The organism is Qipengyuania vesicularis (assembly GCF_019711415.1).
GTDB lineage: Bacteria > Pseudomonadota > Alphaproteobacteria > Sphingomonadales > Sphingomonadaceae > Qipengyuania > Qipengyuania vesicularis.
Map to the genome: position 1 here is coordinate 156,254 of NZ_JAIGNJ010000002.1, position 18,553 is coordinate 174,806.

Annotated in this window: 24 protein-coding genes; 12 read left to right on the forward strand and 12 right to left on the reverse strand. The window is 62.4% G+C overall.

The genetic code is table 11. The annotated features are described in order from the left end of the window. The first annotated feature begins 6 nt into the window (after positions 1-6). The 5 genes from tsaB to K3146_RS06360 all read left to right on the forward strand — a co-directional run bounded on the left by tsaB (position 7) and on the right by K3146_RS06360 (position 3,004). The gene (gene tsaB / locus K3146_RS06340) at positions 7-618 is read left to right on the forward strand and encodes a tRNA (adenosine(37)-N6)-threonylcarbamoyltransferase complex dimerization subunit type 1 TsaB (protein WP_221545443.1); all 612 of its coding nucleotides are present in this window, start codon (positions 7-9) and stop codon (positions 616-618) included. Beyond that, positions 615-1,070, forward strand: a complete 456-nt coding sequence (locus K3146_RS06345) for a GNAT family N-acetyltransferase (RefSeq protein ID WP_221545444.1) — start codon at positions 615-617, stop codon at positions 1,068-1,070. Before tsaB ends, K3146_RS06345 begins: the two co-directional genes overlap by 4 nt. 119 nt (positions 1,071-1,189) lie before the next feature. Continuing rightward, complete coding sequence (locus tag K3146_RS06350; RefSeq protein ID WP_221545445.1) at positions 1,190-1,630, forward strand: Ros/MucR family transcriptional regulator; 441 nt, start codon at positions 1,190-1,192, stop codon at positions 1,628-1,630. A 77-nt stretch (positions 1,631-1,707) separates the two neighbouring features. Further along, the gene (locus K3146_RS06355) at positions 1,708-2,130 is read left to right on the forward strand and encodes a Fur family transcriptional regulator (protein ID WP_221545446.1); all 423 of its coding nucleotides are present in this window, start codon (positions 1,708-1,710) and stop codon (positions 2,128-2,130) included. Next, positions 2,102-3,004, forward strand: coding sequence for a lysophospholipid acyltransferase family protein (locus K3146_RS06360; protein WP_221545447.1), 903 nt, complete (start codon positions 2,102-2,104; stop codon positions 3,002-3,004). The genes K3146_RS06355 and K3146_RS06360 overlap by 29 nt, the downstream gene beginning before the upstream one ends. Here K3146_RS06360 and K3146_RS06365 read toward each other — a convergent pair. The 7 genes from K3146_RS06365 to K3146_RS06395 all read right to left on the reverse strand — a co-directional run bounded on the left by K3146_RS06365 (position 3,001) and on the right by K3146_RS06395 (position 8,828). Then, entirely contained in the window at positions 3,001-3,885 is an 885-nt protein-coding gene (locus tag K3146_RS06365) for a LysR substrate-binding domain-containing protein (protein ID WP_221545448.1), read from the reverse strand. The genes K3146_RS06360 and K3146_RS06365 overlap by 4 nt on opposite strands. Before the next feature lie 68 nt (positions 3,886-3,953). Next, positions 3,954-4,871, reverse strand: coding sequence for a hemolysin family protein (locus K3146_RS06370; RefSeq protein ID WP_221545449.1), 918 nt, complete (start codon positions 4,869-4,871; stop codon positions 3,954-3,956). A gap of 17 nt (positions 4,872-4,888) precedes the next feature. After that, complete coding sequence (gene ybeY / locus K3146_RS06375) at positions 4,889-5,380, reverse strand: rRNA maturation RNase YbeY (RefSeq protein WP_221545450.1); 492 nt, start codon at positions 5,378-5,380, stop codon at positions 4,889-4,891. 214 nt (positions 5,381-5,594) lie between these two features. Then, positions 5,595-6,626 (reverse strand): PhoH family protein, encoded by a 1,032-nt coding sequence (locus K3146_RS06380; protein WP_221545451.1) that lies wholly within the window; start codon positions 6,624-6,626, stop codon positions 5,595-5,597. A gap of 101 nt (positions 6,627-6,727) precedes the next feature. After that, positions 6,728-8,071, reverse strand: a complete 1,344-nt coding sequence (gene miaB, locus K3146_RS06385) for a tRNA (N6-isopentenyl adenosine(37)-C2)-methylthiotransferase MiaB (RefSeq protein ID WP_221545452.1) — start codon at positions 8,069-8,071, stop codon at positions 6,728-6,730. Positions 8,072-8,106: 35 nt separating this feature from the next. Beyond that, positions 8,107-8,346, reverse strand: coding sequence for a hypothetical protein (locus K3146_RS06390; RefSeq protein ID WP_221545453.1), 240 nt, complete (start codon positions 8,344-8,346; stop codon positions 8,107-8,109). Positions 8,347-8,366: 20 nt separating this feature from the next. After that, on the reverse strand, positions 8,367-8,828 hold the full coding sequence (locus tag K3146_RS06395) for a peptidylprolyl isomerase (protein ID WP_221545454.1): 462 nt from the start codon (positions 8,826-8,828) through the stop codon (positions 8,367-8,369). A gap of 116 nt (positions 8,829-8,944) precedes the next feature. Between K3146_RS06395 and mgtE the strand changes: the two genes are divergently transcribed. The 3 genes from mgtE to K3146_RS06410 are packed head-to-tail and all read left to right on the forward strand — an operon-like array spanning position 8,945 to position 11,137. Further along, positions 8,945-10,390 carry a magnesium transporter gene (mgtE, locus tag K3146_RS06400; protein WP_221545455.1) on the forward strand — a complete coding sequence of 482 codons (1,446 nt, stop codon included), beginning with the start codon at positions 8,945-8,947 and terminating at the stop codon, positions 10,388-10,390. A 4-nt stretch (positions 10,391-10,394) separates the two neighbouring features. Beyond that, a complete protein-coding gene (locus K3146_RS06405) occupies positions 10,395-10,718 on the forward strand; it encodes a hypothetical protein (protein ID WP_221545456.1) in 324 nt (107 codons plus the stop codon). Positions 10,719-10,747: 29 nt separating this feature from the next. Continuing rightward, a complete protein-coding gene (locus K3146_RS06410; protein WP_221545457.1) occupies positions 10,748-11,137 on the forward strand; it encodes a DUF1489 family protein in 390 nt (129 codons plus the stop codon). 85 nt (positions 11,138-11,222) lie between these two features. Here the strand turns inward: K3146_RS06410 and K3146_RS13445 are convergent, their stop codons facing one another. From K3146_RS13445 to K3146_RS06430, 4 genes are all read right to left on the reverse strand, one after another. Then, complete coding sequence (locus K3146_RS13445) at positions 11,223-11,807, reverse strand: PEPxxWA-CTERM sorting domain-containing protein (protein WP_247711103.1); 585 nt, start codon at positions 11,805-11,807, stop codon at positions 11,223-11,225. Positions 11,808-12,157: 350 nt separating this feature from the next. Continuing rightward, positions 12,158-12,841: a DsbA family oxidoreductase gene (locus tag K3146_RS06420; protein WP_221545458.1), complete on the reverse strand. Its 684-nt coding sequence runs from the start codon at positions 12,839-12,841 to the stop codon at positions 12,158-12,160. Continuing rightward, complete coding sequence (nudC, locus tag K3146_RS06425) at positions 12,838-13,695, reverse strand: NAD(+) diphosphatase (RefSeq protein ID WP_247711104.1); 858 nt, start codon at positions 13,693-13,695, stop codon at positions 12,838-12,840. The genes K3146_RS06420 and nudC overlap by 4 nt, the downstream gene beginning before the upstream one ends. Next, the gene (locus tag K3146_RS06430; RefSeq protein WP_221545459.1) at positions 13,695-15,005 is read right to left on the reverse strand and encodes a serine hydrolase domain-containing protein; all 1,311 of its coding nucleotides are present in this window, start codon (positions 15,003-15,005) and stop codon (positions 13,695-13,697) included. Before K3146_RS06430 ends, nudC begins: the two co-directional genes overlap by 1 nt. Before the next feature lie 112 nt (positions 15,006-15,117). Here K3146_RS06430 and K3146_RS06435 point away from each other — a divergent pair, with 112 nt between their 5' ends. Then, positions 15,118-15,339: a hypothetical protein gene (locus K3146_RS06435; protein WP_221545460.1), complete on the forward strand. Its 222-nt coding sequence runs from the start codon at positions 15,118-15,120 to the stop codon at positions 15,337-15,339. On the opposite strand, the gene mutY is transcribed toward K3146_RS06435, so the two are convergent. Beyond that, positions 15,336-16,355 carry an A/G-specific adenine glycosylase gene (gene mutY / locus K3146_RS06440; RefSeq protein ID WP_221545461.1) on the reverse strand — a complete coding sequence of 340 codons (1,020 nt, stop codon included), beginning with the start codon at positions 16,353-16,355 and terminating at the stop codon, positions 15,336-15,338. The genes K3146_RS06435 and mutY overlap by 4 nt on opposite strands. Before the next feature lie 14 nt (positions 16,356-16,369). Here mutY and K3146_RS06445 point away from each other — a divergent pair, with 14 nt between their 5' ends. From K3146_RS06445 to K3146_RS06455, 3 genes are all read left to right on the forward strand, one after another. Beyond that, on the forward strand, positions 16,370-16,942 hold the full coding sequence (locus tag K3146_RS06445; protein ID WP_221545462.1) for a DUF721 domain-containing protein: 573 nt from the start codon (positions 16,370-16,372) through the stop codon (positions 16,940-16,942). Between the two features lie 4 nt (positions 16,943-16,946). Then, a complete protein-coding gene (locus tag K3146_RS06450; RefSeq protein ID WP_221545463.1) occupies positions 16,947-17,678 on the forward strand; it encodes a thioredoxin domain-containing protein in 732 nt (243 codons plus the stop codon). A 104-nt stretch (positions 17,679-17,782) separates the two neighbouring features. After that, the gene (locus tag K3146_RS06455) at positions 17,783-18,529 is read left to right on the forward strand and encodes a thioredoxin domain-containing protein (RefSeq protein WP_221545464.1); all 747 of its coding nucleotides are present in this window, start codon (positions 17,783-17,785) and stop codon (positions 18,527-18,529) included. The last annotated feature ends 24 nt before the right edge of the window (positions 18,530-18,553 follow it).

Genomic DNA, 18,553 nt, shown 5'->3' on the forward strand with positions numbered 1-18,553 from the left:
GCAGCCATGCGCTTGCTCGCCATCGAAACCTCCGGAGAAGCATGCTCCGTCGCCCTGTTCGAGGACGGCGAATTGCTCGATGCGCGCCACGAAACCATCGGTCGCGGCCATGCAGAACGGCTTGTGCCGATGATCGGCGAACTGCCCGGTCGCGGGCGGGCGGACGAAATCCGCGTCTCGCTTGGTCCCGGCAGCTTTACCGGAGTTCGCATCGGCCTTGCGGCAGCGCGCGCATTGGGCCTGGCCTGGGGCGCGAAGGTGCGAGGATATCCGACGCTTGCACTTATCGCCGCGATGGCGCGCGAGGGGCGCGCGATGGATGTCGGCGTCTGCATGAATGGCGGCCACGGCGAGTGGTTCGTCCAAGGCTTCGAAGCCGACGGCCATCCGGCCACCAAGCTCGTCTCGCTGCCGCCACAAGACGCGGTCACCAACCTACAGGCCCGTTCGATTGCCGGTAATCGCGCTGCACAGTTCGTCGAGCTCGCACCCAACCCGCTCAATGCCATCGAACTCCTTGCGGATGCACGCCATGTCCTGGCCGTACCCGAGGGACTAATCACTGACGTCCTTTCCCCCATCTACGGGCGCGCCCCGGACGCGAAACTGCCCGCATGATCGACGATATCGACCAGCTGATGGCCGTGATGGAAGCCAGCTTCGATCCGCATTATCGCGAGGCATGGACAAGGCGGCAGGTCGAGGAATCGCTCACCCTGCCCTCGACATACATGTTGCTGGTCAACGCGGCGGGCGAGCCGATGGGTGACGGAGAAATCGCGGCGGGCTTCGTGCTCGCCCGTCAGGCTGCCGACGAAGTGGAGCTGCTGCTGATTGCTGTTCTGCCCCAACATCGCGGCAAGAGAATTGGCCGGCGCCTGCTCGCGCAATTCATCGAGAGCGCCCGCGCACGATCCGCTGCGAAAGTCTTTCTGGAGATGCGGTCCAATAATCCCGCAGAGAGGCTCTATCGCGCAGCAGGATTCGAACAGATCGGGCAACGTAAGGACTACTACCGCACACTGACCGGGGCCACGATCGATGCCCTCACCTTTGCCCGCGAGGTCTGAGACCGCTCCAATTGCCATCGAAAGTTGTAGCAGAGCGACAAAATGGCGGAAATTTACAACTTGGAGTAGACAGCCACTGCCTACAGGAATACCCCACCCAAAAAGGTGGAGACTATTCAATGGATGAATTCGAAGTCGATATGACCGAGACACTGATTACGCTGACCTCGGATATCGTGGCTGCACATGTTTCCAATAACAGCGTATCGGTTGACGAAGTCCCGACGCTCATTTCCAATGTTTATTCGGCACTTTCCGGCCTTGGCGGGGGAAGCGCAGCAGAAGAGGAGCGGCCCGATCCGGCCGTATCCGTCCGCGCATCGGTGAAGAAGGATCACATCATCTGCCTCGACTGCGGCAAGAAGATGAAGATGCTCAAGCGTCACCTCAACACCGAGCATGACATGACCCCGGACGATTATCGCCAACGCTGGGACCTGCCGTCGGATTATCCGATGGTCGCCCCCGAATACGCCGATACCCGCCGCGACCTGGCCAAGAAGATCGGCCTCGGACGGAAACCAGGGCAGAAGCGTGGCCGCAAGAAGAAAGCCTCGTAAAAAGCCTGCGGGTTCAACTTGAGATAGACGCCCCGGCCCGATAAGGGTTCGGGGCGTCATTCATTTGGGAAGCCGAATTGCACCAGCGTATCGACCTCGAACAACTCTGCGCAGACAAGGGCCTCAGGATTACCGAGCAGCGCCGTGTGATCGCGAAGGTCCTTTCGGACAGCGACGATCACCCGGACGTGGAAATGCTCCACGAGCGGGCAAACAAGATCGATCCGGGCATTTCGATCGCCACCGTCTATCGCACCGTCCGCCTGTTCGAAGAGGCCGGTATACTCGACCGGCACGATTTCGGCGATGGCCGAGCACGCTACGAAGCCGCGCCAGAAGCGCATCACGATCACCTAATTGATGTCGAAACGGGCAAGGTGGTCGAATTTGTCGATCCCGAACTCGAAGCGTTGCAGAAGCAAATCGCCGAGAAGCTGGGCTACCGCCTTGTCGACCACCGCATGGAACTTTATGGCGTCCGGCTCGACCGCGAAAACTGAGCGCAGGCTCGCCCGCTACACCGAGAAGCGTTTGGCCGCCGCGCGAGGCGAGAAGGTCCCGCTGACAATCGCGGGATGGCTCCGCTTCATCCTTCGCACGCTTGGCATCATCGCCCTGCTCCTCGTCTTCGTGCCGATGCACTATGCCTATCGCATCTTTGCCTACGGCTCCCCCTTCCCCATGCTGTTCCTCAGGTACACGGCGCGCGTCGTCGGGGCGCGGGTCCGGGTCCACGGCACGCCGCTCAAGCGAGACGTCTTCTTCATCTCGAACCACATTTCGTGGATCGACATCCTCGCCATGGCCGGTGCCAGCGGCACGGCTTTCGTGGCCAAATGGGAATTGAGTCAGGTCCCCGTTATCGGATGGCTATGCAGCCTCAACCGTACGGTATTCGTGAAGCGCGAGCATCGCATGGGTGTGGCGGAGCAGATCAACGCGTTGAAGGACGCACTTCAGGACAATTGGTCGGTGACCGTTTTTCCCGAGGGAACGGTCACCGACGGACATTCCTTGCTTCCCTTCAAATCCTCGATGATCTCCGTGCTCGAGCCGCCCCCGCCCGGGGTCATGGTCCAGCCTGCAGTGTTGAACTATGGCGAACATTCGGAAGAGATTGGCTGGGTCGGTGAGGAGAGCGGTCTGCACAACGCGATGCGTATCATGGCGCGGCGTGGCACCTTTCGCCTCGAAATCACATATCTGGAGCCCTTCAGCCCGGAGGATTTCCGCGGTCGCAAGGCGATTGCGGCGAAGGCGCGGGAGGAGATCGAGGAGCAGCTCGTCGCCAATCTAGGCAAGCCGCTACGCGACTTCCAGCATGTGGTCGACGCTGTACGCTACAAGCCGCCGGCGAAGGACGCGGAAGCCTAGAGACCTGCCTTGACCAGCCAATCGTGGAACAGGCGCACCGGCCGTTCCTCGAGCGCGGTCGGCTTGCACACGAACCAATAGCTGTAGGGGCTTTCGACCTCGACACCGTAGAGATCGGTGAGGCGCCCGTCGCGCGCCCGGCGCAAGTGGTCGTCATGCATGATGGCGATCCCCAGCCCCTGGGCTGCAGCTTCGAGCATGAGCTGGCCGGAATCGAAATGGTCGATCGCCGCAGGCTCGAGATCATGCAGGTCGAGCTCGTCCTTCCACGCGCGAAAGCTCTCGGGCAGCTCGTTGTGGATCAGGAAGGTCTGCTTGGCGAGCAGCGCGGGATCGGGTTTGTCGCCCAGCTTTCCAGCCACTTCCTTGCTCGCGATCGCATGCACCATGTTGAAATCGAGCCGCACGGCGTGGAGCCCAGAAGCCGGTCCTCTCGACAGGATGATCGCTGCATCGAGCGTATCGCCGACCCTGTCTTCGAGATGGGGCCCGGTATCGATGTCGATGTGCAGGAGCGGATGGCGTGCCCGCAATTCGCCCAGTCGCGGGAAGAGGCGCTGGCTTCCGAACAGGGGCAATACGCCGAGGTGGAGGCGTAGGACGGAAAGGTTTTCGGACTGGCTCTCTACCGCCCTGGCCAAGGCTTCGAGCTGCGGGTTCACCGCTTCGTAGAAGGCATGCCCGTCGTCGGTCAGCTGCATCGCCTGCCGTGCGCGGGTGAAGAGCTTCTTGCCAACAAAATCCTCGAGGTTTCCGATCCGGCGCGACAAGGCGGATGGGCTCAGCCCCAACTCGTCGGCAGCCGCCCGCGCGGAGCCGAGCCTGACAGTCCGGACAAAAGCCTCGAGTGCGCGCAGGGGTGGAAGTCGGCGGACGGCCATGTCTTCGAACTATTCACCATTGCCCCTGCTGTCGAGGCGCAATGTGCGAAAAATTGCAACTAGCGCGCCTAGTCGGTCGCTTCGGCTTCCTCGGGCGAATGCAAGCGCAGACGGGTCACATGTGTCTCGTCACCACTCGTGACCTCTATGCGCCACCCGCTGGGATGTTCGAGTACGGCACCGACGGGCGGCACCTGCTCGGCCAGAACGAAAGCGAGACCGCCAAGCGTATCGACCGCTTCCTCCACCTCGGCGAGCCTTGGATCGATCCGGTCTGCCACATCGTCGAGCTCTGCGCGGGCGTCGCAATCCCACATACCTTCGCCGATGGATGCGATCCATTCCTCGGGCGCATCGTCATGCTCGTCCTCGATCTCGCCGACGATCTCTTCGACGAGATCTTCGATGGTGATGATCCCGTCCGTGCCGGAAAACTCATCCAGGACTATCGCCAGGTGCATCCGCTGCGCGCGCATGTCGGCCAGCACGTCGAGCGCGTTACGCGTCTGCGGAACGTAGAGAGGCTGGCGCATCAGCACGGTCCAGTCGGCTGGCGGCACCTTTTTCTCGGCCAGGAACGGGAAGATGTCCTTGATGTGGATCATGCCGATCACATCGTCGAGCTGGCCGCGATAGACCGGCATGCGCGAGTGACCGTGCTCGGAAAAGGTGGCCACGACCTCGTCCCAGCTGGCATTCGCGTCCACAGCGATGATCTCGCCGCGAGGAACGGCGACATCGTCGGCATCGTGCTCGCTGAAATGGAGGAGGTTGCGCAGCATCTGCCGCTCTACCGGCGACAAGTCGCCCTTTCCGTTCTCCTCGGTGTCGTCCGAGCCGTTCTCGCCTTCGTGCTCGTCGATCGCTTCTTCGAGCTGCGCGCGCAGCGAGCGCTCGCCGCTTTCGGGGTCGAACAGTTTACGGATTGCGGGCCAAAGCCCGCTGCTACTCTCCGCGTCTCCGGCGGGGGGTGAAGAATTGGGCATGGCCCGGTTGCGTACTCCTAGTTGTCGCGATCCCCATATGGGTCCGCTATGCCCAGTTTTGCAAGCGCTTCGATCTCGAGTTTTTCCATTGCCGCCGCCTGCTCGTCCGAATCGACGTGATCGTGGCCTGCCAGATGCAGGAAACCATGGATAAGGAGATGAGTCGTGTGGTCGGCGAGACTGATGCCCTTCTCATTCGCTTCGCGCTGACAAGTCTCGAACGCGAGCGCGATATCGCCGAGCATCTCCGGCGGTCCGTCGGGTGTCAGGTCCAGTAGCTCGTCACGCTCCAGCATGGGGAAAGAGAGCACGTTCGTCGGCTTGTCCTTGCCGCGCCATTCTTTGTTGAGTTCGTGTACCTGCTCGTCGGACGTGAACAACACGCTCGTCGTCAGGCGATCATGGGCAAGCGCAGGCTCGACCCCTGCAACGGCCCCATGCGCACGCTCGCACAGGACTCCCCAATCCGGCTCGTCCGGCCAGCCGTCGATTTCGATGTCGAGGTCCATCAGTTGAACCTATCACGTAACCAGGCAACTCGCTGGCGTGCTTCGGTTTCGGCGGTCAGCGAAGAGTCGTATATCCCGAGGTCCAAGCCACCGCTCCATTCACCATCTCTCAGCCAGTTTTGGTGAAAAGTGTACCTTCCATCCTTCCGTCGAAGAATCTGAATGCGCTCGGACCCATCGGGACTTTCAAACGCCTTTACAACTTTCAATTCACTCAAGCGGCAGGCCCTTCGTAAGCCTCGACGATCCGGCCCACGATCGGGTGGCGAACCACGTCCGCCGCAGTGAAGCGGATGGTGCCGAAGCCTTCGACGCCTTCGAGTTTACCCACCGCATCAGCCAGCCCGCTCATCCCGTCACCGCCGGGAATATCGACCTGGCGCGGGTCGCCGCACACGACCATGCGGCTGTTCTGGCCGAAACGGGTGAGGAACATCTTCATCTGCTCGCGCGTGGTATTTTGCGCTTCGTCGAGGATGATGAAGCTGTCCGCCAACGTCCGGCCTCGCATGAATGCAATCGGTGCGATTTCGATCTCGCCCGAAGCCAGTCGCCGTTCGACCTGTTCAGGTGGCATGCAATCGTAGAGCGCATCGTAGAGCGGGCGCAGATAGGGATCGACCTTGTCCTTCATGTCGCCGGGCAGGAAGCCGAGCTTCTCGCCCGCCTCGACCGCCGGACGTGACAGGATCAGGCGCTGGACGCTGCCGCTGATCAGCTGCGCCACTGCCTGCGCCACGGCAAGATAGGTTTTGCCGGTACCCGCCGGGCCGAGCGCAAAGATAATGTCGTCGCGCACGAGGCTGCGCATGTAGGTCGCCTGCATGGCGCTGCGCGGCACGATGGTCTTGCGGCGCGTGCGGATCATGATCGGCGGGCCTTCGGGCTTGCCGTCCATGATCCCATCGAGGGTCGGTTCGTTGGACATGGCAATCAGCGACTCAATCGCGCCTGCGTCGAGGTCCTGCCCCATGGCGAGGCGGTCATACATCTCATTGAGAACGTCGCGTGCGCGGGCGACGCTGTCTTCGGGGCCTTCGATGTGGATCGCATTGCCGCGAGCCGAAATGAACACGCCCAGCCGGTTCTCCACCTGCACAAGATTGGCATCGAACTGTCCGAAAAGCGCGCCAAGAAGGCTCTGGTTTTCGAAGTTGAGATCGATCTGCGCGCGGCGCACTTCGCGCTGCGGGACGGGCGGTTTGGTCAGGGCCGGGTCGGCCTGCCGTGCTGGTTTGCGAGCCATCTGCTCCTTTCGAATGAGTACCGAGTCGGAAGGTTACTCTTCAACGCGCGTCGCGCAAGAAGGGCACCGCGCGATCACGGTGGAAAGTCACGCGAGTGTAATCAGGCAGCGACGGTTTCGCGCAGCTTCCCGGCGAGCGATTTGGGACCTGCCTCGACCAGTTCGGCCTGCACGAGGTCGCCGATCTGTGCATCTCCCTCGAACCAGACGCTCTGGAGCCAGGGCGACTTGCCGAGCCATTGGCCAGCGTGCTTGCCCTTGCGTTCAACGAGGACTTCGCAGGTCTTGCCCACGCTTGCCTCGTTGAAGGCCAACTGGTCGCGGTTGAGCGCGGCCTGGAGGCGCTGGAGGCGCTCGTCCATGACTTCTTTCGCCACCTGGCCCTCCATCGTCGCGGCGGGCGTGCCGGGACGCGGCGAATACTTGAAGCTGAAGGCCTGCGCGTATTTGACCTCGTCGACCAGAGCGAGGGTTTCCTCGAACTCGGCATCGGTTTCGCCGGGGAAGCCGACGATGAAGTCGCCCGAAAGCGCGAGGTCGGGCCGCGCGGCACGGAAGCGCTCGAGGAGCCTAAGATAGCTTTCCGCTGTGTGGCTGCGGTTCATGGCCTTCAGGACACGGTCGCTACCTGCCTGCACCGGGAGGTGGAGGAAGGGCATGAGCTTGTCGATTTCGCCATGCGCGGCGATGAGGTCGTCGTCCATGTCGGCCGGGTGGCTGGTGGTATAGCGGATGCGCGCGAGGCCCTCAACTTTCGCAAGGTCTCGAATGAGGCCTGCAAGGCCGACGCCGTGGCCCTTCTCGTCCTCGCCCGACCATGCGGAGACATTCTGGCCGAGCAGCGTGATTTCCTTCGCGCCCGCATCGACTAGTTTCTTCGCTTCGGTAACCAAGTCACTGTAAGGACGGCTGATTTCCGCGCCGCGCGTATAGGGCACCACGCAATAGGTGCAGAACTTGTCGCAGCCTTCCTGCACGGTGAGGAAGCTCGCCGGATTGGTGCGACGACGCTCGGGCAGCGCGGCGAACTTGGCGATGGCGGGCATGTCGGTGTCGGTCGCCCGCTCACCCTTCACCGCTTTGTCGAGCATTTCGGGCAGGCGGTGATAGGCCTGCGGGCCGACGACCATGCTGACCGCCGGAGAACGCTTCATGATCTCCTCGCCCTCGGCCTGCGCGACGCAGCCCGCGACCGCGATCAGCGGCTCCTTGCCGGCCTCGCGGCCCGCCTTGGTCAGGCGGCCGATGTCCGAATAGACCTTCTCCGCCGCCTTCTCGCGGATGTGGCAAGTGTTGAGCACGACGAGGTCGGCTTCCTCGCCCTCGGGCGCAGGCGTGATGCCTTGTTCGCCCAGCATCTCGGCCATGCGTTCGCCGTCATAGACGTTCATCTGGCAGCCGAAGCTCTTGACCCTGTAGGTCTTGGGGGAAGTGGTCGGTTTCATGGGAAGGGGCGCTTTAGCGGTGTTGGTAGTTGGGTTCAATCACCGAGGATATCCCGAGGCCTCACCGCCAACCAAATGGCTGACCCAATGGCCCCAACCGCCGCCACGGCAATCGCCCAAAGCAGATTAGCCATTCCCGCGACCAAGAGCCCAGCGAGAAAGAACCCAAGAGAAAATTCGCCGATATCGATTGCGGTCATCACAAACCATGCGAAATAGGCGAGCATCGGGAGAGAAAGAACGAGGGCAAAGGCAAAGCCTCCCCACTTCGACACCTTCTCTCCCGCACTTATCATTACGAAACAGTCGCTTTCACGATCTTGCCCGGGTTTGCCGGCGGCTCGCCCTTGGGCAGCGCGTCGATGTGTTCCATGCCGCTCTCGACCTGGCCCCAGACGGTGTACTGGCCGTCGAGGAATTCGGCGTCGTCGAAGCAGATGAAGAACTGGCTGTTGGCGCTGTCGGGCACCTGGGTGCGGGCCATCGAGCAGGTGCCGCGGGTGTGCGGTTCGCTGTTGAATTCAGCCTTTAGGTCGGGCTTGTCGCTACCGCCCATGCCGGTGCCGGTTGGATCGCCGCCCTGCGCCATGAAGCCGGGGATCACGCGGTGGAAGACCACGCCGTCATAGAAGCCCTCGCCCGCCAGCGTCGTGATACGCTCGACATGGCCGGGTGCGAGATCGGGGCGCAGCTTGATCACCACGTCCTTGTTTTCGCCATCGCCGGTGTCGAGGGTGAAGGTCAGCTTGTCGGCCATTGGTAAGTCTCCTGTAATTCGGTTGGCGCCTACATAGGGATTGTGGGGCGAGAGTCACCAGCCATGTGCCACCACTCGCTTGCTTTTCATGCTCGCCCCCCTAAGCCCCTCAACCTATGGTCGAAGAGACGCGCCTCGAAGACAAAGAACTGGCCGTGGCAGATGCGCCGGAGGAAGGCGCGCGCCCTGACGACCGCATCGACGATGAGCGCATGGACGAGGAGAACACGCTGAAACGCGAGTTCGTCCGTTCGGTCGAGGATGCGCTCGAAGCGGGCGACGAGAGCGAGGTTTACGACCTCGTCGAGCCGCTCCACCCCGCCGACGTCGCCGACCTGCTCGAACTGCTCGACAAGGACGAGCGTGCGCAGCTTGCCTCGGCCATCACCGACCTGATGACCAGCGAGGTCGTTGCCGAGCTTAACGACTACGTCCGCGAAGAGATGATGGAGGCGCTGCCCGCCGATGCGGTGGCGCAGATCGCCGAACAGCTCGAGACCGACGACGCGGTCCAGCTGATCGAGGATCTGGACGAGGACGACCAGAAGGCCATCCTTGCCGAGCTCGATCCCGAAGACCGCACCGCGATCGAAACCGCCCTCGCCTATCCGGAGGAAACCGCCGGGCGCCTGATGAGCCGCGATTTCGTGGCAGTGCCCGAGCATATCACGGTCGGAAACCTCATCGACTTCCTGCGCGACGAGCGCGAGCTGCCGGAGGACTTCTTCGAGGTCTTCATCGTCGACCAGCGCATGCACCCGGTCGGCACCTGCAACCTTTCCTGGATCCTGCGCACGCCGCGCGACATCGTGCTGGGCGACGTGATGAAGCGCGACCAGACGCTCATCCCGGCCGAACTCGACCAGGAAGAGGTCGCGCTGATGTTCCAGAAATACGGCCTGATCAGCGCCGCCGTCATCGACGAGGACGGCAGGCTGGTCGGCCAGATGACGGTCGACGACATCGTCCACATTATCGCCGAAGAAGCGGGCGAGGATGCCCTGCTAATGTCTGGCGCGGGCGAAGGCGACATCAACGAACCGATCCGCGAGGCCTATTCCAGCCGTGTGCGCTGGCTGGTGGCGAACCTCGGCACGGCTCTGGTCGCCAGCCTCATCATCGCGCTCTTTGGCTCGGCGATCGAGAAGCTTGTCGCGCTCGCCGTGTTGATGCCGATCGTCGCCAGCATCGGCGGCAATGCTGGCACGCAGACCATGGCAGTGACCGTGCGCGCAATCGCGATGAACCAGCTCACCCGCTCCAACACGCGGCGCATCCTGACCAAGGAGCTGCGCGTCGCCTTCCTCAATGGCGCGACCATCGCGGTGCTGATCGGCATGGCGACCGCGGCGATCTTTACCCCGATGCTCGGCGCGGTGATTGCGCTTGCCATGATCATCAATGTGGTGACTGCGGGTCTTGCCGGCGTGCTGGTGCCCGTGGCTTTCGACCGGCTCGACCAGGACCCGGCCGTGGCAAGCAGCGTCTTTGTGACCATGATCACTGATTCGATGGGCTTCTTCGCCTTCCTCGGTCTCGCCGTGGCGATGCAGGTGGTCTGACGCCATGGAACCAGTGAACGGATATTACGAAGCGTCGATGAATTTCGACATGGAGCACGTCCGCCCGTTCCTGTCGCAGCTCGAGGAGGCCTTCAGTCTCGGCCTCGATGTCGACCATCTCGCCAAGCGGGTCGCCGAGGCCGAAGTCGAAACCGCATACGGATGCGACCTCCACCTGGCGTTCGAAGGCCAGCCGGTGAATATGAAATTCTCCGCGTGGATCGACGATATCGACGCGCCTGACCTCTATTTCTACGTCACCAGCGAAAAGCTGGCGGAGGGGATCGACGCGGAAATGGAAAAGTTCTGCGAGGCACACGGGCTGTAATTTCCCGCGCAACCCCCTATCTCCTCCCCATGCCGCTCAACTTGACCAAGATCGCATTCGGAGCGCAATCCTATGGCGATATCGAGAGCTGGTACGCGCAGCGGCGCAGCCCGAACCTGACGACCCGCTATCGCCCCACCAAATGGGAGCAATGCATCGGCGGCTCGCTGTTCTGGATCCACCAGCACAGCATCGTCGCGCGCAGCGAGATCCTCGGTTTCAGCGAGACCAAAGACGGCCGCTGGTCGATCGACCTCAAACCCGAGCTCATCCGCGTCCACCCCCGCCCCAAGCGCGCCCACCAGGGCTGGCGCTATCTCAAGGGCGACCCCCCGCGAGACCTTGCCGAAGGCGAGGATATTGGCGACGCGCTGCCGGGAAAGCTGGCGGGGAAGCTGGAGCGGCTGGGGCTAATCTGACCGAAGTGAAGAAGGCGCGGCAAATTCTTCGCCGCGCCTTCAGAAATCGACCAGAGCCTAAAGCACCTATCAGACCGGAAAGCCTTCAGGCGTAGGTGACGCGCAGCAGCCTGCGACGACGGCGCATCGCAAACCCGATTGAGCCGAAGCCAAGTAGCATCAATGCCCAGGTTGACGGTTCAGGAACCGAACCGCTCGGACCTCCCGGCCCGGCGACATCGAATGTCACGTTGTAGCTGGCGCCCACCACACCATTGCCCAACAGTATGCCGTACAGATTCGGCCCCAGATCAAGTGATGTGGAGAAGCTGGCAAGCGGGTTGGTAATGACGTCTCCGCCTTGGAGATTTGAGAAGAATATGGACGTTCCGCCAAAATCAAAACTGGTGTCCACCACGACGGTAAGGCCGATCAGGGTATAGCCGGCAAGCACTTCGACTGGAATGAAGTCAGCGCCATCGTTGGGCGACAGGATTGTCCCGACGAACTCGTTCTCTCCCGCGTCCAGAGTAAATGGATCGCGGGTGGGTTGACCCAAGGCATCAACCGCGGCGGTGAAGATATCGACGTCCAACCCCTCCACATAGTCCACCGCCTGTGCAGGGGACGCGAGCGCAATTGAAGCCGCCGCAACCACCGTGGCTGCAGCACTTTTCGAACGAATCTTCATAATATTTCCCCTGAAAAATGGTCCGTGTTAACTATGATATTAGTCCATATTTTATCGACCAACATTTCTCTGGTGCCATAATGGGACGGATCAATAAAATATTTCGATCTAGTGGAAAAATAAAAGCGTGGAGAATATTTTTGGGATCAACTCTTGGCGGGCTATTTCGAGCTCGTTTTCAGGCATCGTCGACGCATGACACGTGGTCGCCTACCCGATCAGTTGAGCCAATCCCGCTCAATGGGCAGAATCATCACGGAGCACGATCCGCTTCGGCGCGTCACGTCAGGATTGAAAGTTCAGCAAGTACTTGTCACCAAGGTGGCGGACTCAGCCCGAAGTTGGAATCGTCAGGCCACAGTCTTCTCCGCCACCCGCCTTAACGCATTCGCATAGGCCTCGGGCGGCTGCGCGCCGGGGATCATGAAACGGCCTTCGACGATCATCGCGGGCACGCCGGTGATGTTCATTTCCATAGCTGCGCGTTCCTCGACGCGGGTCTTGCGGGCGAGTTCCTCGCTGTCGAGCGCGGCTGAGGCGGCTTCGCGGTCGAGGCCCACTTCCTCGACCACGTCGAGCAAGACCTCGCGTTCGCCAATGCGGCGGCGCTGGTTGAAATGCGCCTCGAACAGCGCGAGCTTGAGCTGCGTCTGCTTTTCGGCCCCGTGCTCTTCAAGTGCCTTGGTCAGCAGCTTGTGCGCATCGAATGTGTTCCACATCATCGCGTCGGGCGCGGGCTCAGCTCCTTGATAGTCGAGCGAGACGCCCGCCTGCTCCGCTGCCTCGCGCATCTGGCCCTGCACCTGTTTCGACTGTTCGATGGTGCGGCCATACTTACGCGCGATATGCGCGGTGCGTTCTTCGCCCTCGGCCGGCATGTCGGGATTAAGTTCGAAAGCGTGCCAGCGGATGTCCGCCTCTATCTCGCCATCGAGGCTTTCCAGTGCCTGGGAGAGATTGCCCCAGCCCACCAGGCACCAGGGGCACATGACATCGGACCAGATGTCGATCGAAAGCTTGCGCGGCTCGCTCATTTATGGATCCACCAATGCATTAGGTGATGCGCTATAGCATGGGGAGGCGGCGCCCTGAATGGGCCGTTCCCCGCCAGCGAGGCCTTGACCTCATCCAGCGTGTACCAGTTGATCTCGGCCATCTCGGTTTCGTCGATGGTGAGACTGTCATCATCAGTAAAGGAATGACAGCCAATCATGAGCTGGCTCGGGAATGGCCAAGGCTGGCTCGCGACGTAGGTCACGTCGCGCACCTTCACGCCGCTTTCCTCCAGCACCTCGCGCGCAACGCCTTCCTCGATGCTCTCGCCCGGCTCCACGAAGCCCGCGAGCGCGGAAAAGCTACCCTCCGGCCAGCCCAGGCCGCGGCCCAGCATCAGCCTGCCCTCGTGCTCGACCAGCATGATCGTGACCGGGTCGGTGCGCGGGAAATGGCTCGCCCCGCACGCTGTGCAATCGCGCTGCCAGCCGCCCTTGGCGATCCTGGTATCGCCGCCACATTGGGCGCAGAAACGGTGGCGGGCATGCCAGTCGACAATGCTGCGCGCACCGCCATAGAGAGCGAGGTCGTCCGGGCGGAGAGTGGCCATGAGCGACCACAATTGCGGATTGGCCATGCGCGGGCTGGCATCGCCCTTGGCCGGAACGGCAGCAAAACAGGCCTTGCCATCGTCCAGCCCCAGGAACACCAGTTCGGCATCCTCGCTGGCATCGGCAAGCGTGCCCCAGGCGAGACCACCTTCATCGTCCATGGCAGGCATCAGCCCATCGAGTGCGAGCAGCCGTGCCTTCCAGTTCATATAGCCTGCCAGCCGTTCGGGATCGGCCCGCACGTGATCCGCGCGGTCGAGCCTCGAACCGGTGAAGGAAAGCATCAGGCTGCGGCTTTCATGGCCTGCAGGTCGGCGGTGAGCGCCTTGATGAATTCTTCGCGGATCGGGAAGGTCTCCGGCGGCATGTATTGCGTGTAGAGGCCGGTGCGCAGGTCGAGACTATAGTCGACCGCGGCAAGCGTGCCCGCCGCGCCGCCCCAGCCATACTGGCCGTTCTTCGAGCGACCTCCTGCGCCGAAACCTTCGCCTTCGACCCAAGACCCCTTCGTATCGACACCGGCAGGCAGCAGGTTCGAAACCGCCGTGCGCACGGTATCGCTTTCCATGACTTGCACAGAGTCGAGCTTGCCGTAGCCGAGCAGCATACGCAGGAACCGGTCATAGTCGCGCGCCGAGGAAACTAGTCCACCGCCACCCGCCGGGAATTGAGGCGGATCGAGGAATACCGAGCTCGGACCCGGGTCGATCGGGATCGGCGTGGTGCCAAGCATGCCGTAATTGGTCGTCAGGCGAGCCCGTTCGCTGTCTGGCACAGCGAAATAGGTGCTGGTCATGCCGCAGGGATCGAAGATGCGCGTCTGGAGGAAATCCTCGAAGCTCATGCCGGAGGCGACTTCGACAACGCGGCCGAGAAGGTCGATGCTAGCGGAATAGATCCACTTGGTGCCGGGTTGAGCAACTAGCGGCAGCGTCGCCAACCGGTCGGCAAATGCTTCGAGCGATGGCGCGGGCGTGACTTCCGGCAGTCCCGGGATCGGCATGCGGCTGACGCGGCCACCGACAAGACCGTTCTCGACATAGGCAGCGAGGAGCGGGCCCTTGGCATCGATGATGTAGCTGAGGCCGGAGGTGTGCGTGAGCAGGTGGCGAATGGTGATCTGCGTGTCGGCGGCCACCGTATCGTCGAGCGATCCGTCCGGCGTCTGGAGCACGCGCATATCGGCAAAGGCGGGGAGGATTTCCGCGAGCGGCGTGTCGAGCCCGAAATGCCCGTCTTCGATGCACATCATCGTCGCCATTCCGGTAATCGGCTTGGTCATCGAGTAGATGCGGTAGAGCGAATCCAGCCCGACATCGGCATCGCTTGAGAAGGCCAGCTTTCCGCCGCCGACCGTATGCGCCATGTCTTCCTGGCCGCGGCCGATCGCCACCAGCAGGTTGGCAACCTTGCGATCTGCAACGTATTTGTCGGTCATCTTTGCGAGCTCGGGAAAGGCGTGACCGACATCGTGCGCCAGCAGCCGCGACCCGCCAGGAATTCCAGCTACAGCTGCGCCAGCCGTCAGCAGTGCGCCCGAACGAAACAGCGCGCGGCGGGAAAGGACGGGTGCGTCGAATTCGCGATAGGCCATGGACATCTCTCTTTCGGTATTTGCTTGACGCAGTGATGGGCATGCGAAGCTGAACGGTCAATTGCGAATCGAAACTCTTGCATTCACGCGCTGTCCTACCCATATAAGACACATGCTGAATATTGTCTCGCTCCTGATCGGTATCGTCTCGCTGATCCTCGCCATTCCCCTGCAACTGCCGATTCTAGGGCTGGGCCTTTGGCTCTTGCTTCCGATTGCAGTGGTAGGCGCGGTCATCGGCGCGCTTTCCTCCAAGAACCACGGGCGCAATCTCAATCTACTGGTCGTCTTGATCATCGCGGTTCGACTCTCGATCACCGGCGGGATCTTCTAAGCCAACGCCAGCCTCGCAGCTTTCGCGAAGAGGGTCGGAAGGCCTGCCTCGTCAAGCGTGTCGAGCGGCCACCACTCTCCTTCGCCCGAAGGTCGATCTGCGCCGCGATAGCGACTGACCGACAGTTCGAGTGCAAAATGGGTGAAGGTATGTCTGACCAGCCCGGCGGCTTCCCATTCGCCTTCAAGCGGGGCTGAATCCGCTCCGTCTCCGCGCGCCGACCAGCCATTGTCGGGCAGGCTGCGCATTCCGCCAAGCATGCCCTGCCCCTCGCGCCTCACCAGCCAGACGGAGCCGTCTCGCTCGATCCAGAAAGCGCGCCCCTGCCGGACCGGCTTGGCTTTCCTTGGAGCCTTTACCGGTAGCGACGCCGGATCACCTTCGGCCCGGGCGCGGCAGTGATTGGCCAGCGGACAGACCAGGCACTTCGGCTCGCGGGCGGTGCAGATCGAGGACCCCAGGTCCATCATCGCCTGCGCAAAATCGCCTGCCCGTGTCTCGGGCGTGATGGTATCGGAGCAAGCACGAATGACCTTGCGTACGCCGGGCAGCGGATCGGTGAGATTGAACAGGCGGGCGACGACCCGTTCGACATTGGCATCGACCACCACGGCGCGCTGCCCAAAGGCGATCGCCGCTACTGCCGCTGCCGTATAGGCGCCCAGCCCAGGTAGTTTGCGCAGCTCCTCTTCCACCTCGGGGAAGGCACCAAGCTCGGCGACAGCGCGCGCACATTTTACGAGATTGCGCGCACGCGAATAATAGCCCAGCCCCGCCCAGGCGGCCATGACATCCTCTTCGGGCGCCGCCGCCAGCGCTTCGACGGTGGGCCAACGCGCAGTGAAGGCCTCGAAATAGGGCTTCACCGCTGCGACGGTGGTCTGCTGGAGCATCACCTCCGAAAGCCATACGCGATAGGGGTCGGGAGCAGGCTCGCCCGGCCGCGCGCGCCAAGGCAAGTCGCGGGCATACTCGTCGTACCAGTCGAGAAGCTTTTCGGAGACTATGGCGGCCACGCCGCGCCTATGGCATGAGCACCCGCACAATGGGAAGCGACAAGACCGACAAACCGGAAGGCAAGAAGGCCGCTTCAGGCCGCAAGAAGGCCTACAAGCCCTATGAACGCCCGCGCGGCGGCGGGGCCAAGGCCATTTCCGACCTCATGCCGCAGATCGGTCGCCCGGCATTCCGTCGCTTCGGCTTCGTCCAGAGCAGCGTTGTCAGCCGCTGGCCGGAAATCGTCGGCGAAACCCACGCCCGCGTCTGCATGCCGGAAATGATCCGCTTCCCCCCCGGCGAGAAGTCGGAAGGCATTCTCGAGCTTGTGGTGCTGCCGGCCCACGCGCCGTTGATCCAGCAAGTCCTCCCCGAGATCACCGAACGGGTGAACCGCTTCTTCGGCTACAAGGCGGTCGCGCGGATCAAGCTTCGGCAAGGTGCGGTTAAGCCTCCCGAGGACAGGAACAAGGCCAAAGCGCCGCCTTCGCTCAAGCCGATTCCGATGGAACTGGGCGATAGTCTGCGCGATATCGGGGATCCCGAGCTGCGCACCGTGCTGGAATCGCTGGCGCGCAGCTTCGGCGAAGACGACAGGAAAGAGTAGACTTTTGGCCAAATATTCTCGCCTATCCCGGCCGCTGATGATTGCAGCGGCATCGCTCATCGCTGCCGGTGCAACCGCACAGGACACGCAGCTCCCCGGCTCCCAAGCCCAGTCGAACTGGGGTACGATGGTCACCGAAACCGAAGGCGGCCACCTGATCGGCAATCCCGAAGCCGAAGGCAAGCTGGTCGAATTCATGAGCTACACCTGCTCGCACTGCGCAGATTTCGCGCGCACGGGCGACGGGGCGATCAAGCTTCTCTACGTACCGACTGGCAAGGTTTCCTACGAAATCCGCCACCTGATCCGCGACCCAATCGACCTCACCGTTGCTCTGGCCGCGCAGTGCGGCGATGCCCAGAAATTTCCCGGCAATCACGAGGCGCTGATCCTCAAGCACGGCGAATGGATGGCCAAGGCGCGTACCGTCACCCAGGCGCAGATGGCGCGCTGGCAGTTCGGCAGCTTCGGTAGCCGTGCGCAGGCGATCGCCAGCGATCTCGACTTCTACGAGATCATGGAAAGCCGCGGCTATGGCCGCAGCGAGCTCGACCAGTGCCTGACCGATACCGACAAGGCCAAGGCCATCGCCGAACAGAGCCAGGCCGATGTCGAAGCCTACGGCCTGCGCGGCACGCCAACCTTCATGATGGGCGGCGAAGTGCTCGACGCGCATGACTGGCCCGCGCTCCAACCACACCTCGACGCTTTCTTCCGATCACCGTCCCAGAACTGATTTCCCGCCATTTTCGGGGGACAGCCCTGTGGACACACCCCTTGCCGTCCTTCACCTGCGGCGGCGCATGCCATAGCCTTTCCGGCCCAGACACGAGGATTCCGATGACCCGTACCCTGCGTTTCGCCCTTGCCGCCCCCCTCGCCCTGGCGCTCGCCGCATGCAGCGGCGGTGCCGATGAGGGCGACGAGGCCTCGCTCGAAGGTGAAGCGATCGCCGCGATCCCTGCTCCCGACGGCGCAAGCTGGCTCGAAACGGCCAGCAAGACCGAGGAGGGCGGATTTGTCATCGGGAACCCGGATGCCCCACTCAAGCTGGTTGAATTCGCCAGCCACACCTGCGGTGCCTGCGCCTATTTCGCAGAGAACGGTTCGACTCCCCTCCAGGAAAAATACGTCGAAAGCGGTGTGGTGAGCTACGAAATCCGGCCGCTCCTGCGCGATCCGCTCGATGTGACGATCTCGACGCTTGCGCGTTGCGGTTCTCCCGAGGGTTTCCATGCCCTGTCCGATCAGGCCTGGGCTTCGCTCTCGGAATTCGGCAACCGTCTCCAGTCGAATGGCGCTGCCTATGAAGCGGCGATGTCCGCTGCGCCCGAGCAGCGTTTCGTCCAGCTCGCAGAGGCTGCGGGCCTCATCGAATTCTTCGCTGCACGCGGTATCTCCGCCGACCAGGCTCGAACCTGCCTTTCGGATAGCGATGCCATCACTGCCATGGCGGAGAAGTCGAGCGAAGAAGCCGCCGCCGAGAATGTGACCGGCACCCCCACGTTCTTCCTCAATGGCCGTCGTCTCGATGCCAATCAGTGGCAGGGCATCGAACCCATCCTCCAGCGCGCCGGCGCGAGGTAAACCGGAAAGGGGGGCGGACAGGCG

What these genes read in the sequence shown, in the direction of transcription:
- K3146_RS06350 (WP_221545445.1), top strand. Translation starts at nt 1,190, where the DNA reads ATGGATGAATTCGAAGTCGATATGACCGAGACACTGATTACGCTGACC.
- ybeY (WP_221545450.1), bottom strand. Translation starts at nt 5,380, where the DNA reads ATGGACCTCGACATCGAAATCGACGGCTGGCCGGACGAGCCGGATTGG.
- K3146_RS06430 (WP_221545459.1), bottom strand. Translation starts at nt 15,005, where the DNA reads ATGGCCTATCGCGAATTCGACGCACCCGTCCTTTCCCGCCGCGCGCTG.
- nudC (WP_247711104.1), bottom strand. Translation starts at nt 13,695, where the DNA reads ATGCTTTCCTTCACCGGTTCGAGGCTCGACCGCGCGGATCACGTGCGG.
- K3146_RS06360 (WP_221545447.1), top strand. Translation starts at nt 2,102, where the DNA reads ATGGCGTCCGGCTCGACCGCGAAAACTGAGCGCAGGCTCGCCCGCTAC.
- K3146_RS06435 (WP_221545460.1), top strand. Translation starts at nt 15,118, where the DNA reads ATGCTGAATATTGTCTCGCTCCTGATCGGTATCGTCTCGCTGATCCTC.
- K3146_RS06345 (WP_221545444.1), top strand. Translation starts at nt 615, where the DNA reads ATGATCGACGATATCGACCAGCTGATGGCCGTGATGGAAGCCAGCTTC.
- tsaB (WP_221545443.1), top strand. Translation starts at nt 7, where the DNA reads ATGCGCTTGCTCGCCATCGAAACCTCCGGAGAAGCATGCTCCGTCGCC.
- K3146_RS06420 (WP_221545458.1), bottom strand. Translation starts at nt 12,841, where the DNA reads ATGAGCGAGCCGCGCAAGCTTTCGATCGACATCTGGTCCGATGTCATG.
- miaB (WP_221545452.1), bottom strand. Translation starts at nt 8,071, where the DNA reads ATGAAACCGACCACTTCCCCCAAGACCTACAGGGTCAAGAGCTTCGGC.
- mgtE (WP_221545455.1), top strand. Translation starts at nt 8,945, where the DNA reads ATGGTCGAAGAGACGCGCCTCGAAGACAAAGAACTGGCCGTGGCAGAT.
- K3146_RS06365 (WP_221545448.1), bottom strand. Translation starts at nt 3,885, where the DNA reads ATGGCCGTCCGCCGACTTCCACCCCTGCGCGCACTCGAGGCTTTTGTC.
- K3146_RS06380 (WP_221545451.1), bottom strand. Translation starts at nt 6,626, where the DNA reads ATGGCTCGCAAACCAGCACGGCAGGCCGACCCGGCCCTGACCAAACCG.
- K3146_RS13445 (WP_247711103.1), bottom strand. Translation starts at nt 11,807, where the DNA reads ATGAAGATTCGTTCGAAAAGTGCTGCAGCCACGGTGGTTGCGGCGGCT.
- K3146_RS06445 (WP_221545462.1), top strand. Translation starts at nt 16,370, where the DNA reads ATGAGCACCCGCACAATGGGAAGCGACAAGACCGACAAACCGGAAGGC.
- K3146_RS06410 (WP_221545457.1), top strand. Translation starts at nt 10,748, where the DNA reads ATGCCGCTCAACTTGACCAAGATCGCATTCGGAGCGCAATCCTATGGC.
- K3146_RS06370 (WP_221545449.1), bottom strand. Translation starts at nt 4,871, where the DNA reads ATGCCCAATTCTTCACCCCCCGCCGGAGACGCGGAGAGTAGCAGCGGG.
- K3146_RS06405 (WP_221545456.1), top strand. Translation starts at nt 10,395, where the DNA reads ATGGAACCAGTGAACGGATATTACGAAGCGTCGATGAATTTCGACATG.
- K3146_RS06455 (WP_221545464.1), top strand. Translation starts at nt 17,783, where the DNA reads ATGACCCGTACCCTGCGTTTCGCCCTTGCCGCCCCCCTCGCCCTGGCG.
- K3146_RS06395 (WP_221545454.1), bottom strand. Translation starts at nt 8,828, where the DNA reads ATGGCCGACAAGCTGACCTTCACCCTCGACACCGGCGATGGCGAAAAC.